17 protein-coding genes, 1 tRNA gene and 1 pseudogene are annotated in these 13,118 nt (G+C 71.1%); 9 read left to right on the top strand and 10 right to left on the bottom strand.

Translation table 11 applies throughout. The annotated features are described in order from the left end of the window. Positions 1-7: 7 nt before the first annotated feature. Positions 8-83, bottom strand: a tRNA-Phe gene (locus tag F7P10_RS10535). A 157-nt stretch (positions 84-240) separates the two neighbouring features. On the opposite strand from F7P10_RS10535, the gene F7P10_RS10530 reads away from it, so the two are divergent. After that, positions 241-1,740 carry a carboxylesterase/lipase family protein gene (locus F7P10_RS10530; protein ID WP_151009176.1) on the top strand — a complete coding sequence of 500 codons (1,500 nt, stop codon included), beginning with the start codon at positions 241-243 and terminating at the stop codon, positions 1,738-1,740. Positions 1,741-1,948: 208 nt separating this feature from the next. Here F7P10_RS10530 and F7P10_RS10525 read toward each other — a convergent pair whose 3' ends face one another. Both F7P10_RS10525 and F7P10_RS10520 read right to left on the bottom strand, forming a co-directional pair. After that, a complete protein-coding gene (locus F7P10_RS10525) occupies positions 1,949-2,812 on the bottom strand; it encodes a M23 family metallopeptidase (RefSeq protein ID WP_151009175.1) in 864 nt (287 codons plus the stop codon). An 11-nt stretch (positions 2,813-2,823) separates the two neighbouring features. Further along, positions 2,824-3,327: a helix-turn-helix transcriptional regulator gene (locus tag F7P10_RS10520; RefSeq protein ID WP_151009174.1), complete on the bottom strand. Its 504-nt coding sequence runs from the start codon at positions 3,325-3,327 to the stop codon at positions 2,824-2,826. Positions 3,328-3,616: 289 nt separating this feature from the next. Here F7P10_RS10520 and F7P10_RS10515 point away from each other — a divergent pair, with 289 nt between their 5' ends. Beyond that, the gene (locus F7P10_RS10515; protein WP_218040451.1) at positions 3,617-4,249 is read left to right on the top strand and encodes a hypothetical protein; all 633 of its coding nucleotides are present in this window, start codon (positions 3,617-3,619) and stop codon (positions 4,247-4,249) included. Positions 4,250-4,275: 26 nt separating this feature from the next. Here the strand turns inward: F7P10_RS10515 and F7P10_RS10510 are convergent, their stop codons facing one another. Beyond that, positions 4,276-5,298 carry an LLM class flavin-dependent oxidoreductase gene (locus tag F7P10_RS10510; protein ID WP_151009173.1) on the bottom strand — a complete coding sequence of 341 codons (1,023 nt, stop codon included), beginning with the start codon at positions 5,296-5,298 and terminating at the stop codon, positions 4,276-4,278. A gap of 116 nt (positions 5,299-5,414) precedes the next feature. Then, positions 5,415-6,314: an oxidoreductase gene (locus tag F7P10_RS10505; RefSeq protein ID WP_151009172.1), complete on the bottom strand. Its 900-nt coding sequence runs from the start codon at positions 6,312-6,314 to the stop codon at positions 5,415-5,417. Between the two features lie 65 nt (positions 6,315-6,379). Between F7P10_RS10505 and F7P10_RS10500 the strand changes: the two genes are divergently transcribed. Further along, positions 6,380-6,997, top strand: coding sequence for a TetR/AcrR family transcriptional regulator (locus tag F7P10_RS10500; protein ID WP_151009171.1), 618 nt, complete (start codon positions 6,380-6,382; stop codon positions 6,995-6,997). Between the two features lie 6 nt (positions 6,998-7,003). On the opposite strand, the gene F7P10_RS10495 is transcribed toward F7P10_RS10500, so the two are convergent. The 4 genes and pseudogenes from F7P10_RS10495 to F7P10_RS10480 form a co-directional block, all read right to left on the bottom strand. After that, complete coding sequence (locus tag F7P10_RS10495; protein ID WP_254716537.1) at positions 7,004-7,486, bottom strand: protein-tyrosine phosphatase family protein; 483 nt, start codon at positions 7,484-7,486, stop codon at positions 7,004-7,006. 209 nt (positions 7,487-7,695) lie between these two features. After that, a pseudogene (locus tag F7P10_RS10490) lies at positions 7,696-7,890 on the bottom strand (zinc-binding dehydrogenase); the annotation flags it as partial. Positions 7,891-7,988: 98 nt separating this feature from the next. Next, positions 7,989-8,570, bottom strand: coding sequence for a dihydrofolate reductase family protein (locus F7P10_RS10485; RefSeq protein WP_151009170.1), 582 nt, complete (start codon positions 8,568-8,570; stop codon positions 7,989-7,991). Between the two features lie 47 nt (positions 8,571-8,617). Continuing rightward, positions 8,618-9,439: a metalloregulator ArsR/SmtB family transcription factor gene (locus tag F7P10_RS10480; RefSeq protein WP_151009169.1), complete on the bottom strand. Its 822-nt coding sequence runs from the start codon at positions 9,437-9,439 to the stop codon at positions 8,618-8,620. A 333-nt stretch (positions 9,440-9,772) separates the two neighbouring features. Here F7P10_RS10480 and F7P10_RS10475 point away from each other — a divergent pair, with 333 nt between their 5' ends. Beyond that, positions 9,773-10,357 carry a dihydrofolate reductase family protein gene (locus F7P10_RS10475; RefSeq protein ID WP_151009168.1) on the top strand — a complete coding sequence of 195 codons (585 nt, stop codon included), beginning with the start codon at positions 9,773-9,775 and terminating at the stop codon, positions 10,355-10,357. An 8-nt stretch (positions 10,358-10,365) separates the two neighbouring features. Continuing rightward, the gene (locus F7P10_RS10470) at positions 10,366-10,728 is read left to right on the top strand and encodes a hypothetical protein (protein WP_151009167.1); all 363 of its coding nucleotides are present in this window, start codon (positions 10,366-10,368) and stop codon (positions 10,726-10,728) included. A 16-nt stretch (positions 10,729-10,744) separates the two neighbouring features. On the opposite strand, the gene F7P10_RS10465 is transcribed toward F7P10_RS10470, so the two are convergent. Continuing rightward, positions 10,745-11,149 (bottom strand): ATP-binding protein, encoded by a 405-nt coding sequence (locus tag F7P10_RS10465; RefSeq protein WP_176611399.1) that lies wholly within the window; start codon positions 11,147-11,149, stop codon positions 10,745-10,747. 123 nt (positions 11,150-11,272) lie between these two features. Between F7P10_RS10465 and F7P10_RS10460 the strand changes: the two genes are divergently transcribed. From F7P10_RS10460 to F7P10_RS10445, 4 genes are read left to right on the top strand one after another with little or no spacing between them, the layout of a single operon-like run. Then, positions 11,273-12,088, top strand: a complete 816-nt coding sequence (locus tag F7P10_RS10460; protein ID WP_151009165.1) for a helix-turn-helix transcriptional regulator — start codon at positions 11,273-11,275, stop codon at positions 12,086-12,088. After that, entirely contained in the window at positions 12,085-12,279 is a 195-nt protein-coding gene (locus F7P10_RS10455; RefSeq protein WP_151009164.1) for a DUF397 domain-containing protein, read from the top strand. Before F7P10_RS10460 ends, F7P10_RS10455 begins: the two co-directional genes overlap by 4 nt. Further along, on the top strand, positions 12,276-12,461 hold the full coding sequence (locus F7P10_RS10450; protein WP_151009163.1) for a DUF397 domain-containing protein: 186 nt from the start codon (positions 12,276-12,278) through the stop codon (positions 12,459-12,461). The genes F7P10_RS10455 and F7P10_RS10450 overlap by 4 nt, the downstream gene beginning before the upstream one ends. Before the next feature lie 37 nt (positions 12,462-12,498). Next, positions 12,499-13,083 (top strand): YciI family protein, encoded by a 585-nt coding sequence (locus F7P10_RS10445; RefSeq protein ID WP_151009162.1) that lies wholly within the window; start codon positions 12,499-12,501, stop codon positions 13,081-13,083. Positions 13,084-13,118: the final 35 nt, after the last annotated feature.

The raw sequence follows: 13,118 nt of genomic DNA, 5'->3' as shown, positions 1-13,118 counted from the left end.
ATAAGCCTGGCCGACGTGGCAGGTTCCGCCCCCGCGCCCTCCGGGTCTTCAGCCCGGTGCTCTCCTGACTGAGCTACACGCCGATGTCCGCGTACCGTACGACTCCCGGTCATTGCATCGCAAACGGGACGTCGCCACTCACCTGGGTTCGTGGATGAGGGCGGCCGATTGCGCGGCGAACGCATACTCGTCCGTACGGCCGGACGGCAGTCTTCGCCTCCCAGACACAGGGAGGAAGCAATGATTCGACGCGTACTCCGCGTCGCGGCCGCCTGCGCCGTCGCCGCCGCGGTGCTCGCGGCGCCGGCGACGCAGGCCGCGGCGGAGGGCGGGCCCGTCGTGACCACGGACAAGGGGCAGGTCGAGGGCGTCGCCACCGACCTCGGCCGGGTGTTCCGCGGCATCCCGTTCGCGGCGCCGCCCGTCGGGCCGGCGCGCTGGAAGCCGCCGCAGCCCGCCGCGGCGTGGAACGGCGTCCGTCCCGCGGTCGAGCACGGCGGCGCCTGCGCGCAGAACGCCTCGCCGTTCATGGGACGCGACCAGGTCACCAACGAGGACTGCCTCTACCTGGACGTTTACGCGCCCGCCCAGGCGTCCGGGAACCTCCCGGTGATCGTGTGGTTCCACGGCGGCGCGTTCGCGTACGGGTCGGGCTCCACCTACGACGCGCAGCGGCTCGCCGCCGCCGGGAACGTCGTCGTGTCGGTCAACTACCGGCTGGGCGTGTTCGGGTTCCTCGCGACCCCGGAGCTGTCCGGCGAGGACGCCGCCAAGTCCGGCAACTACGGGATCATGGACCAGCAGGCCGCGCTGCGCTGGGTGCAGGCGAACGCCGCCGCGTTCGGCGGGAACCCGGGCAACGTGACCATCTCGGGCCAGTCGGCGGGCAGCGGCAGCGTCTGCTCGCACGTGCTGTCGCCGTCGTCGCGGGGCCTGTTCCACCGCGCGGTGATGCAGAGCGGCCCCTGCCAGCTGGTCGCGCGCGCCCTCCCGGACGCCGAGACCGCGGGCACCGAACTCGCGCAGGAGGTCGGCTGCACCACCGCCGAGTGCCTGCGGGGCAAGGGCGCCGGCGAGCTGCTCGACGCGACCGTCCCGGCGGAGGGCGAGTCGGACCTGTCGCTCAGCCTGGCGCCGACCACGGGCACGCCGGTGCTGCCGAAGGCCGCCGCCGACGCCTTCCCGGCCGGCGAGTACGCGAAGGTCCCGATGCTGATCGGCACGACCAAGCACGAGGCGAGCACCCTGCTCACGTCCACCGACGTCGAGGGCGGCCCGGACTCGGCGATCGTCCGGGCGCTGACGAACGCCGCGTTCTCCTGCCCGGCCCGCCGCGACGCGAAGGTCCTGGAGGACGGCGTCCCGGTCCACATGTACGAGTTCACCGAGCCGAACGTCCCGAGCGTCTACGCGACCCCGCCCGAACTCGAACTCGGCGCCTACCACGGGGCCGAGCTGCCGCTGCTGTTCGACTTCCCGGCCCGCCCGATCACCCTGAACCCCGCGCAGCAGGAGCTGGCCGCGACCATGGTCGGCTACTGGAGCAGGTTCGCCGCCACCGGCGACCCGAACGGTCCCGGACTGCCGCGGTGGCCCGCGTACCGTCCCGTCATCGGCAGGGTGCAGAACCTCCACGCCGACGGTGTGACGAACGTGTCCGACGCCCGGTACTACACCGAGCACACCTGTGCCGTCTGGGACAACACCGAGGGGCTCCCGGAGATCCCCGGGACCGAGTGACCCTCCCGAGCGTGTGAGCGGAGGGGCGATCCGACCCGCCCCCGCTCGCACCCGGGGTCCGGGTGGGCCGGAATCCGTGGCGGCCCACCCGGACCCTCCACTCGCCCGGCCTCTCTGCGGCGCCGGCAGGCCGCCGTGGACGTGCCCCCCCGCGGCGCCCGGCCCGGTCCATCCACGAACGGGGCCGGGCGCTGCGCGTTCGGGGCGGTCAGGGGACCTTCGCGAGGTCCTCGGAGACGGTGAACGGGCGCCGGCCGCCGGGGACGCCCTCGTGTTCGGCCCCGCCGGACTCGTAGGCGAACGTGAACGGGAGCCCGGAGGCCATGGCGGGCCTGCGGCGGTCCATCAGGTGGAAGTGCAGGTGCGGTTCGGACGAGTTGCCCGAGTTGCCGCAGTCGCCCAGAACCTGCCCGGCCGTCACGCGGTCGCCGCGCCGGACCCGTACCGTCCCCCGCTTGAGGTGCGCGAACACCCCGTACACGCCGTCCCCGAGGTCGAGGATCACGTGGTTGCCGAGGACGAACCGTCCGCTGGACAGCGTCAGCATCGACAGGATCCCTCGCGCGATGCCCTCCACCATCAGGTAGGGGAACGCGATCCAGGAGTTGCGGCTCCAGTGGTCGCGCTGCCACCGCCCGACCGAGACGACCACGCCGTCCGCCGGGGCCAGCACGGGCTCGCCGAACGCGGCGAACGCGGACGGGCGGCGCATCGGCGGCCACGCGTGCAGCGCCGCCCAGGCGGCCTTCTCGTCGGGCTGGTGCACGAGGTCGATGGCGTACGCCTGGCCCAGCTCGTGCGTCCCGTGGCTCGGCACCTTGTCGGACGGGCTGTTCACCGGCACCCAGCGCCCCCGGACGGGCGCCCCCAGCCGGACGGGCGCGCGGGCCGGCTCGCCCGGCTTGATCAGGAATCCGGCCGCGAAGACCAGCAGCCCGGCGATGACCAGCACCATCCCGGTCAAACCGAGCCACGCCGCGCCGTGCAACGACTCGGTGAAGGTCAGGGCCATGCCCGCCAGAATCAGTGGCAGCTGGTACCTGCTCAGCTGCGTCACGAACTTGCCGTTCACCTTGCTCCTCCTTACCTGCGCACGGCGGCGAGGACGGTCAGTAGCGGGACGACGCGCTCGCCCGGCACCGCGTAGTGCCCGCGCGCCCCCGCGCGCAGCCACCCGGCGGTGACGAGCGCGCGCAGATGGTGGTAGAGCTGCCCGGTGGTGCCGAGCCGCTCGTGTCCCGCCAGCTCGGACGTCGTCCGCGCGCCGTGCAGGATCTCCTGCAGCAGGAGGAGCCGGACGGGATGGCTCAGGGCGGACAGGGCGGGCGCCAGCTCGCCCCAGTCGGTGTCCAGCAGGTCGTCGGCCGTCCGGCCCTCCTGCCAGTCGTAGTGCTCGCCGGTGGGCAGGTCGACGGTGCCGGTGAACATCACCGCGCCCGGTTCGGCGAACCGCACTTTCAGCTCGTTCAGCGCCCAGAAGACGTCGCCGCCGGGCTGCTCGGACGCCGGGGCCGCCTCGTCGTCGCCCTCCAGGCGTTCGACGCGCCGCTCCAGCCGCGCGAGCCGCTCCTCCAGTCCGTCCTCCATGGCTCCAGAATAACGTAATTACGTAGAAGTGGTCCAGTTGCAGGAGATTCCACTGGTCCAAGATCTACGTTTTTCCGTACAGAGGGCGGTGCGGGGCTTGCCGAGTGCCGCGCAGCGGAGCGCCGCGCGCGGGTTCGGCGGGCTCTCGGACGGTTCGGGCCCGGACATCGCTCGTCCACGGCCCCTGACCGGTTCGCCCGCGCGGGGGAGGCGTGCCGCCCGCACGGGTGAGGCGGCGCGCGGGGCGAGGCGGCAGTCTCGACGGAGATCGACCAGACCCGGAGGAAGCATGCCGATCCAGCGCAACATCGCCACCCTGGCCGTGGCCGCCACCGCCCTCACCGTGATCGCGGCCGCCGCCCCCGCCGCGTCCGCCCGTCCGGAGAGGAAGGAATCGCAGGTCGCGAGCGTGGCCGGATGGGGAGAGATGCGCCGGACGTACCACCACGACCAGGACGTCCGCGCGTTCGCGTTCGATGCCCGCGCGACCCCGTACGCGAGTGCCGAGGGAGACTTCCCCGGATCGCCGAGCGACGCGACCGGCACGGTCCGGATCTCGCACTACTCGCCCGCCGTGAACGGGCCGATCACATCCTCGGGGCGCGTCGACTCCCTGACGACCGCGCCGGGCTACGCCGCCCTGACCGCCGTCATCGATCGCGTGAGCGAGGGCGGCCCTGAGCACTGGGTCGGGCGGCGGCTCGGGTTCAGCGTCTACGACGGCGGCAAGGACAGGCCCGGTCGCACGCGCGACCGCGTCGGGTACGGATGGGAGTTCATGAACTTGATCCAGGACGAGAACGGCGAATGGATCGAGAATCCCCAGACCGGTAAGGGGATGGCCCCCGCCCCGTTCGGACCCGTCACCCGAGGCGGCTTCACGGTCGTCCACAAGGACCTTCCGCCCCTCCCGCAGAACTGACCCGGCCGCTCGGGAGTTGCGGGGGCTCAGCGCCAGCCGAGGTCCGGAGCCACGTGGGTGAGGATGTTCTCCAGGACGTGCGCGTTGTAGTCCACGCCGAGCTGGTTGGGGACGGTGAGCAGAAGCGTGTCGGCGGCCTGGACGGCCTCGTCGGCGGCGAGCTGCTCGACCAGCACGTCCGGCTCGGCCGCGTACGAACGTCCGAAGATCGCCCGGGTGTTCTCGTCGATCATCCCGATCTGGTCGGTGGAGCCGGTGTCGCGGCCGAAGTAGGCGCGGTCCATGTCGCTGGTCAGCGCGAAGATGCTGCGGCTGACCGACACGCGCGGCTCGCGCCCGTGCCCGGCCTCCCGCCATACGCGCCGGTACGCCTCGATCTGCTTGCGTTGCTGGACGTGCAGAGGCTCGCCGGTCTCGTCGTCCTTGAGGGTGGAGCTCTGCAGGTTCATGCCGAGCCGGGCGGCCCACTCGGCGGTGGCGTTGGAGCCGGAGCCCCACCAGACGCGTTCGCGCAGCCCCTCCGAGTACGGTTCGATACGCAGGAGGCCGGGCGGGTTGGGGAACATCGGCCGCGGGTTCGGTTCGGCGAACCCCTCACCGCGCAGCACCGTGAGCAGGACCTCGGTGTGCTTGCGCGCCATGTCGGCGTCGCTCTCGCCCCCGGACGGCTCGTACCCGAAGTACCGCCATCCCTCGATCACCTGCTCGGGCGATCCGCGGCTGATGCCGAGCTGCAGCCGTCCGCCGGAGATGAGGTCGGCGGCCCCGGCGTCCTCGGCGAAGTACATCGGGTTCTCGTACCGCATGTCGATCACGCCGGTGCCGATCTCGATCCGCGAGGTCCGCGCCCCGATCGCGGCCAGCAGCGGGAACGGCGACCCCAGTTGCCGGGCGAAGTGGTGCACCCGGAAGTAGGCGCCGTCGGCGCCGAGCTCCTCCGCGGCCACCGCGAGATCGATCGACTGCGACAGCGCGTCCGCGGCCGACCGGGTCCGCGACCCCGGGGCGGGCGTCCAATGACCGAACGAGAGAAAGCCGATCTTCTTCATACCCGGTCCAACCGGCGCGGCCCCGTCGCGATTCCGGAGGGTGATCGCCCGCGGCGACGCCGGTTGGACCCGGCAACGGTCGAAGTCGACCCCGTTCTCGGTGGCCTGATCAAGCCTCAAGCGGCTTCGCGAGAGTGCAGCGGAAAGGCGACGCCCGTCAGCTTCTCGGAGACGTCCCACAGGCGGCGCGCCACCTCGGTGTCGCGTGCTCTCCTCGAGCGGCCGACCAGCGTCGGCGCGCCCCGCTGCTCGAGGAAACCGTCCGGGCCCGCGTAGCCGTTGCCCGGCACGTCCGCCACGGCGGCGTACAGCGTCGGCAGCGCGCCGTCGTCCTCGCTCTGGCTGATGACCCTGGTCACCGCCCTTTCCACCAGGACGCGGACGCGGCGGCGGGGGTCGGTCCGCAGCAGGTTCGTGGCCGCCGTGCCGGGGTGTGCGGCGGTCGCGAGCACCGGCGAGCCGGCTTCGGTGAGCCGTCGCTGGAGTTCCGCGGTGAACAGCAGGTTGGCGAGCTTGGACTGCGCGTACGCGGGCATCGCCCGGTACCGCCTGCGCTCCCAGTTGAGGTCGTCGAAGTCGATCGAGCCCGCCCGGTGGCCGACGGACGACACGGTGACGACCCGGCCCCGGATCCGCGGCAGGAGCAGGTTCGTGAGAGCGAAGTGCCCCAGGTGGTTGGTGCCGAACTGCAACTCGAAGCCGTCGGCCGTCCGGGAGAACGGCGGGATCATGACGCCCGCGTTGTTGATCAGCACGTCCACCGGCTCGGTGAGGTCCGCGGCGAACTCGCGCACCGAGGAGAGGTCGGCGAGGTCGAGGCGCCGGACCTCGACCTGCCCGGTCATCGTCGCGGCGGCCTCCCGTCCCTTGGCGGGATCGCGCACGGCGAGCACGACACGTGCATCCCTGGCCGCGAGGACGCGGGCGGCGGCGCGGCCGACCCCGCTGTTCGCGCCGGTGACGACGACCGTCCGGCCCGCCATGGAGGGGATGTCCGATGCAGAGAATGTTGTCATGGGATACAAAGTAGGCAGCGACAACTAAGTAGTCAAGGCAAACATCGCTTTGCTATCGTGGCCCCATGCCAGGCGTGACCGAAGATCGGCCCTACCACCACGGAAACCTCCGGGCCGCGCTGCTCGACGCCGCCGGGCGCAGCCTGCGGGAGCGCGGCGCGGACCAGCTGTCCCTACGCGACCTGGCCAGGGAGGTCGGCGTCAGCCACGCCGCGCCGCGCCGCCATTTCCCGGACCGCCAGGCACTGCTCGACGCGCTCGCCGAGACCGGGTTCGCCGACCTCGACACCACGCTGCGCACCGCGCTCGCGGACGCGGACACGGACTTCCCCTCGCGCGTACGGGCCGCCATGACGGCCTACGTCCGCTTCGCCACCGAGAACGCCGCGCTGCTGGACCTGATGTACGCGAGCAAGCATCGGCCGGGCGCGACGCGCATCGTCGAGGCGGCCCGGGCCCCGTTCGCACTGCTCTCCGAGCTGATCCGGCAGGGGCAGGAGGCGGGGTCGCTCCAGCCGGGAGACCCGGAGCGGGTCGGGATCGTCCTGTTCGCGACGCTCCAGGGCCTCGCTTCGCTCATCAACGGCAACATCGTCCGGCCGGAACTCCTCGACGGACTGGTCGAGACCACGGTCGAACAGTTCGTCCGAGCCCCCCACCCGCCGGACCCGGACATCTCGTGAGCGAGATCAAGAGGGTCCGGCCGGAAAGGCGCGGACCCAGCGGCGCTGCCAGGGGGTCTCGACGGCCCGCTTGTGGTGGTGCTCGCGTGCCCAGGTGACGGCGTCCGCCGGGTCGATGCCCGCCAGGACGGCCAGGCAGGCGATGACCGTCCCGGTGCGCCCGACGCCGCCCCCGCAGGCGACCTCCACCGCCGCCCCCGATCCGGCCCGTTCGTGCAGGTCGCGGATCTGCTGGACGGCTTGGTCGCGGTCGCGGGGGAGGAGGAAGTCGGGCCACTCGACCCACGCGTGCTCCCAGCGCAGTTCTGCCTCGTGGCGTCCGCGGAGTTTCGCTGTGCCGAGGTACAGGCCGAACACTGGGTCGGGGCCCGGCGGCGCCGGGTTGCGCAGGCCGCGGCCTCGTACCCAGGCTCCGTCCGGGAGCCGGATCGCGCCCGCGAGCGGTGCGCCGGTGCCGCCGTCGTTTCGCTCGTCCATCGTCTCGTTCATGAGGCCCTCCTCGAGCGTTGCGCGGGGCGGCGCCCGCGATGGCGGAGGCCGGTGACGCGGCACGTGGACCGTGAGGCGTCCCGACCATGTCCACAAGCTACGGGCGGGACGGCGGCACCCACCATGGGGCGGACCGCACAACCTGCTGCGGTCGGCCGCAGTACGAGCACTGAGGCCGACCGCCGCGAGCCGTAACGGAGGAAAGAGGCTCAGACGCGGACGACGATCTTTCCGCGGGTGTGTCCGCGCTCGGCGTGCGCGTGCGCTTCCGCGAGTCGTTCGAACGGGTCCGTCCGCTCGATGCGCGGCGTGTAGCGGCCCTGCCGCCCGAGTTCGGCCGCTTCGGCGAGGAGCGTGGGGTCGTTCTCCGCGTTGGCCAGGTGCACACCGAGGCGATGCGCGTTGGTGCGCGGACTCGGGGTGAAGCGCCCCGGCACTGCTGGAGTAGGAGACACCCGTGAAGCTCGCCCCCGGCGGTTCGCGTCGCCGGGCCGCTGCGGAGTCAGGCCGCGGCAGCGGCGTCGGCCGCAGACGGGCGGTAGCACAGGCGGACGATGCCCGAGCTGAAGGTCGTGGTGTTGACCAGCTCCAGCCGGACGGGGCCGATCTCGTCGAAGATGCGAGGTCCCGTCGACCACAGGTAGGGACTGACGTGGAACCAGAAATCGTCGACGAGGTCGTGGGCGATGAGCGCGCGGGTGAGTTCCCCGGCGGACGGAGCGATCAGGTTGCCGTCGTGCTCCTCCTTGAGGCGGCTCATGCTCTCGGCGAGGTCGCCTTCGAGGAGAGTGGCGTTCCACGCCAGCGGTCCGGTCAGCGACCGGGACGCGACGTACTTGGGCATGCCGTTCATCCGCGCCGCGTACGCCTCGTAGCCGGGGACGTGGGCGAGCTCGGGCCAGACGGCGGACAGCCCCTCGTAGGTCCTGCGGCCGAGCAGCATGGCGTCGGCCGCCTGCCACATCTCCTGCCCGGCCCGCATGCTGTCGGGGTCGGTGACCAGCCAGCTGCCCTGCGCCTCTGGCGCCGGTGCCTCGAAGGCACCGTTGACGGTCACGGCGACGTTGATGACGAGTCGTCCCACGAGGATCTCCTTGTGTCAGGTGTTGTGCGGGTTGGGTGGTCCGTGGTCTACGTGTCGGCGGCCAGGATCGAGGTGAGCCTGTCCAGGCTCTGCCCGAAGCCGATCTCGATGCCCGCGATGAAGTCGGCGGACTGGGCGGTGCTGTCGGTGAGCCGCCACTGGACGTCCAGCCGTGTGCCGGAGTCGGTCGGGTGCAGGTCGAAGGTGACGTGCGCGGTGAAGGCGAGGCCGCCGCCGGGGAGCAGCGGCGACGTCCGGTAGCTCAGGCGCTCGCCGGGGCGCACCTCCTCGACGGCTCCTTCCGCGCGCCCGACGACCAGGTCGGAGCCGTCGGTGTCGTCGGCGTCGCGGTATCCCTGGACGATCCGCCCGCCCGGCCGCGCCTCGAAGACGAGCTCGGACACGCGCAGGCCGTCGGGCGTCCACCAGCGGGCGAGCAGGGACTCCTCGGTCAGGTGCCGCCAGACCAGTTCGGGACGAGCCGCCGTCGACCGGACGAAGCCGAACGAACGCCCGTCCGCCCAGCCCTCGGCCCGCGCGGCTTCCCGTTCGATGTCGAGGTTGGCCCCGTAACGGTCGAAGGTCTCGCGGAAGCCGCCCGCGTGGTCGGCGGTGTCGGCGAGCCGGTTCAGCGCGTCCGCCAGCTCCCGCAACGGGCCGGGCTGGAGCGCGTAGATGCGGCGCTGCCCGCTGCGCTGGGAGATGACGACGCCGGCGCGTTCGAGCGCCTGCAGATGCTTGGTCGTCTGGGGCTGGCGCGCGTCGGCGAGCCGGGCCAGCACGCCGACCGGCCGGGGCCGCTCGGCCAGCAGCCGAACGAGCCGCAGGCGCGCCGGATCGGCCAGCGCGGCGAGAAGCGATGCGTCCATGGCTCGAAGTATTCTCCATGACGAATATTCGTGTCAAGGAATAAGTAAGTCCGCGCCCTGGGGGATCAGCAACGGCCCGGACGCGGTCCGGTTCCCGGGCCGCCGTCGTTGCGCTCGTCCGTCCTCGCGTCCATGGGGGCGTACTCGAACGGTTCGCGGGGACACTGTCCGGGACGGCGATGACCAGGGGGCGGGCGCGCTTCTCGGCCGTGGTGCGTCACAGCGGGGCGCATCCAGAGCGGTCGATCGATTCCAGGAGCCTGCGGCGATGAGTTTGGACGTGGTCGCCGGTCTACATCCCGACACGCGATCACCGCACCCGAGGAGAGCAGCATGGCGGCCACTTACACGTTCGATGTCTTCTCCAGCCTCGACGGCTTCGGTTCCTACGGCGGCGACGGCGACTGGGGCGGGTATTGGGGCAAGCAGGGCCCCGAGCTTCTCGACCACCGGCTCACCCTGTACGGCGAGGAACAGCGGATGATCTTCGGCGCCACCACGTACCGGCAGTTCGCGGAGATGCTGGCCACGAGCACCGAGGACTCCGAGGTGCGTGACCCCTGGGTCACCCGGATGCGGAACCTGCCCGCGACGGTGGTGTCGACGACGCTGGAAGCCCCCCTCGACTGGCCGGACGCGACCGTCGCGCGCGGCGACGCCGTCGACGTCGTCGCCCGGCTCAAGAAGGAGTCCGCGGTGCCGCTGCGCTCGCACGGCAGCCTGTCGATGAACCGGGCGCTGATGGCCGCCGGTCTGGTCGACCGCGTCCAGGTGACGATCTTTCCCGTGATCACCGGCCGGAGCGGGACGGAACCGATCTTTCGGGGGGCGGCCGACTTCGACCTGGAACTGATCGAGCACCGGACGCTCGACGGTCGCATCCAGGAGCTCGTCTACCGGCCCACGCTGCACGGTTAAGTCCGTCCATGCCGCGCAGAGCGTTCGCCCACGAGGCGGTCGTCGCCATGGACACGGGCGAGGACGTCCGGGCGCCGGGGGCCGCCATAACGGTCGCCTTGTGCGGGCACTGGGAGCACCGGCCGCCCTGCCCGCTGGCCCCGCACCACACCGACGCCCGCCGTGCCGGTGACCGGGTGCGGCCGCGGGTGCTGTTCGCGAGCGAACCCGCAGCCGAGGCCGACGTCCGCTCCCGGATCGAACGAGCCCTGACCGAGGGCCGTCTCACCGGCCTGGGCGGAGTGACGGCGCGCTGGCGCCTGCTGAGTGCCCGGCCCGCCGCCGTCCGGCCCGACGAAGCCGAACACGCCGGTCGTCTCGTCCAGGGCTGACGGCCCCCGGGCAGCACTATGGGCTGAGCCGAGCCCAGATCCACTTCCCGCCCGTCGGGTCTTTCGTGACGCCGCACGAGCGAGAGAGGGCCTGGACGAGCGGCAGTCCGCGCCCGCCGTTGTCGTCGAACGAGCCGTCGGGCGCGTCCAGGTCGTCCAGCGTGACCTCCGGGACGGGGCGCGCCTGCGGGATCTCCGGACTCGCGTCCCAGACGGCGATGACGATCCCGGCCGTGTCCCGGCTGACCTGGAGCCGGATCTCCTGGTGCGGCGTCTGGCGCGCCGCGTTGGTGACGAGTTCCGAGACGATGAGAAGTGCATCGTCCGAAATGTGGTGACAATTCCACTTGTTTAGGCGGGCCCCTGCCAGAGTGCGCGCGAGCCCCACGACCGTCGGCGTTCCCAGCAGAGGAATGATCAAGTCCCCCGTCGCAGTGATCGACATTGCGTCCCCTCGCCTCGGTTTTCGATTTCCTGTGGCAAGGATCGCCGGAGTGCCTTAGATTTGGTGTGTTGATATAAACAACAATAAACAGGAGCGGTCATGCCGATCGTCCGCGAACCCCTCGACCCCAAGGTGTCGCAGTGGCACTTCCTTGCCTTCCACCTGCGCTTTCTTCGAGAGAAGGCGGGGTTGTCGCTCACTCAGTGTGGCCGGATCCTCAACGTCGCGAGATCGACTGTTTCTAACATGGAGGCGGGAAGGCTTCGTCCGCATGAAGGTCACTTGGTGAAGCTTGATGAGTGGTACGGGACCGGCGAACTTCTGCAGACAATGCTCTGGTATGCCCGGATGGCTCACGATCCGGACTGGTTTGGACAGTTTTCTACCTATGAGCAGGAAGCCGTGTCGATCAGGACCTACCATGGCCAGGCGGTTCCGCATCCGCTGCAGACGGAGGCGTACACCCGCTCGCTGCTGTTGGCGGGTTCCCCGAAGGGTGTCGACCACGAACTACAGGAGCGGGCTGATCGCAAAGCCGCAATCCTCGACCGCGAGGATCCGCCGGACTTGTGGGTGCTACTGGGCGAAGGTGCTCTGGCGCAGGAGATTGGCGGCTTCAAGGTGATGGCGGACCAGGTTCGCCACCTGCTGGAGATGGTGGACGAGTGCCTCGTACTCCTGCGGATCGTGCCCTTCTCGGCAGGTGGTACGCGTGGGGTGGATGGTTCGCTCCAGATTATCCGGCTTGGAACCCGAGACGTCGCCTATGTGGGGGCTCAGTGTGGCGGACGCTTGATCGAATCCCCCGGCGAGGTGAGGGAGGTAGGGGATATATTTGAACGAATCGGCGCAAAGGCTCTGCCTGAGAGTGATTCGCGCAAGGTGATCGAGCAGTACTTGGGGAGGTATGCATGATCGTCCAGTGGCGTAAGAGTTCTTACAGTGGCGGTGTGAGCGACAAGGCGTGTGTTGAGCTGGGACGTCTTGCGTCAGGTATCGGCGTCCGGGACTCCAAGGATCCTGGGGCTGGGCACATCAAGGTGGGCCGCTCGGCGTTGGCTGCGATCTTCGCCGAGATCAGGCGCGAGGACGAGCGCTCGACGTGATCGTCCAGTGGCGCAAGAGTTCCTACAGCGGCGTCGGGGACGACGTGTGCGTAGAGCTGGGACGACTTGCGCGCGGCGTCGGGGTGCGGGACTCCAAGGCCCCTGGGGCCGGGCACCTCGCGTTGAGCGCCGCCGAGTTCGCGGGACTGGTGGGCGCGCTCAAGCGGCTTCCCGCTCGCTGACCGTGGCCGAGGACGGTCGGGCTGCGAGACTCGGTGGGTGGAGTTCTTCTGCTATCACCGGGATCGCCCCGGCTCCGTGGGCCTTCGGCATGAGCTGATCGAGGAGCACTGGTCGTACATGGACCGGTTCGCCAAGGAGTTGATCGCTCGCGGGCCGACGTTCGACGCGGACGGTGAGCTGTCCGGGAGCGTGCACATCGTCGAGCTGCCGGATCCGGCGGCCGCGCGGGCGTTCGCGTTCGACGAGCCCTGCTGGCAGGCGGGGGCGTACCGGGACGTGCTGGTGCGGCGGTGGCGCAACCTGCTCGGGCGCACGATGTGGGACTTCCCCGGCGGACGGACGGGCGAGGACCGGTATCTCGTGCTGGGGTTCGGCTCCGGCGAGCCCGCGGACCTCGACGTCCCGTCCGGCGCCCGGACGGACGGCGACGCGGACGACGGTGCGGACCCGGACGCGGACCTGATCGCGTTCGGGCCGCTGCTGGCGGACGACGGCGGGGCATGGCTCGGGACGGCCGCGCTGGTGCGGGCGACGGGGCCGGACGCGGCGCGGGACGTCCTGACCTCGGAGCCGTACGACGCCGTCGAGGTGCACGCGTGGGAGTTCGGCGGGCGGAGATGATCAAGGTGTCCGAAGGTGGTCGGTCGGGTAGATCC

This window comes from Actinomadura sp. WMMB 499, assembly GCF_008824145.1.
In the GTDB taxonomy this organism is placed as follows: Bacteria; Actinomycetota; Actinomycetes; order Streptosporangiales; family Streptosporangiaceae; genus Spirillospora.
The sequence above is the reverse complement of the archived record's forward strand: the minus strand, read 5'-3'. Positions and strand labels throughout refer to the sequence as shown.

Excerpts from the sequence above, each read along its gene's own strand:
- F7P10_RS10455 (WP_151009164.1), top strand. The coding sequence starts at position 12,085 with ATGATCGTCCAGTGGCGTAAGAGTTCTTACAGTGGCGGTGTGAGCGAC.
- F7P10_RS10500 (WP_151009171.1), top strand. The coding sequence starts at position 6,380 with ATGCCAGGCGTGACCGAAGATCGGCCCTACCACCACGGAAACCTCCGG.
- F7P10_RS10480 (WP_151009169.1), bottom strand. The coding sequence starts at position 9,439 with ATGGACGCATCGCTTCTCGCCGCGCTGGCCGATCCGGCGCGCCTGCGG.
- F7P10_RS10515 (WP_218040451.1), top strand. The coding sequence starts at position 3,617 with ATGCCGATCCAGCGCAACATCGCCACCCTGGCCGTGGCCGCCACCGCC.
- F7P10_RS10495 (WP_254716537.1), bottom strand. The coding sequence starts at position 7,486 with ATGAACGAGACGATGGACGAGCGAAACGACGGCGGCACCGGCGCACCG.
- F7P10_RS10505 (WP_151009172.1), bottom strand. The coding sequence starts at position 6,314 with ATGACAACATTCTCTGCATCGGACATCCCCTCCATGGCGGGCCGGACG.
- F7P10_RS10460 (WP_151009165.1), top strand. The coding sequence starts at position 11,273 with ATGCCGATCGTCCGCGAACCCCTCGACCCCAAGGTGTCGCAGTGGCAC.
- F7P10_RS10470 (WP_151009167.1), top strand. The coding sequence starts at position 10,366 with ATGCCGCGCAGAGCGTTCGCCCACGAGGCGGTCGTCGCCATGGACACG.
- F7P10_RS10520 (WP_151009174.1), bottom strand. The coding sequence starts at position 3,327 with ATGGAGGACGGACTGGAGGAGCGGCTCGCGCGGCTGGAGCGGCGCGTC.
- F7P10_RS10510 (WP_151009173.1), bottom strand. The coding sequence starts at position 5,298 with ATGAAGAAGATCGGCTTTCTCTCGTTCGGTCATTGGACGCCCGCCCCG.
- F7P10_RS10530 (WP_151009176.1), top strand. The coding sequence starts at position 241 with ATGATTCGACGCGTACTCCGCGTCGCGGCCGCCTGCGCCGTCGCCGCC.
- F7P10_RS10475 (WP_151009168.1), top strand. The coding sequence starts at position 9,773 with ATGGCGGCCACTTACACGTTCGATGTCTTCTCCAGCCTCGACGGCTTC.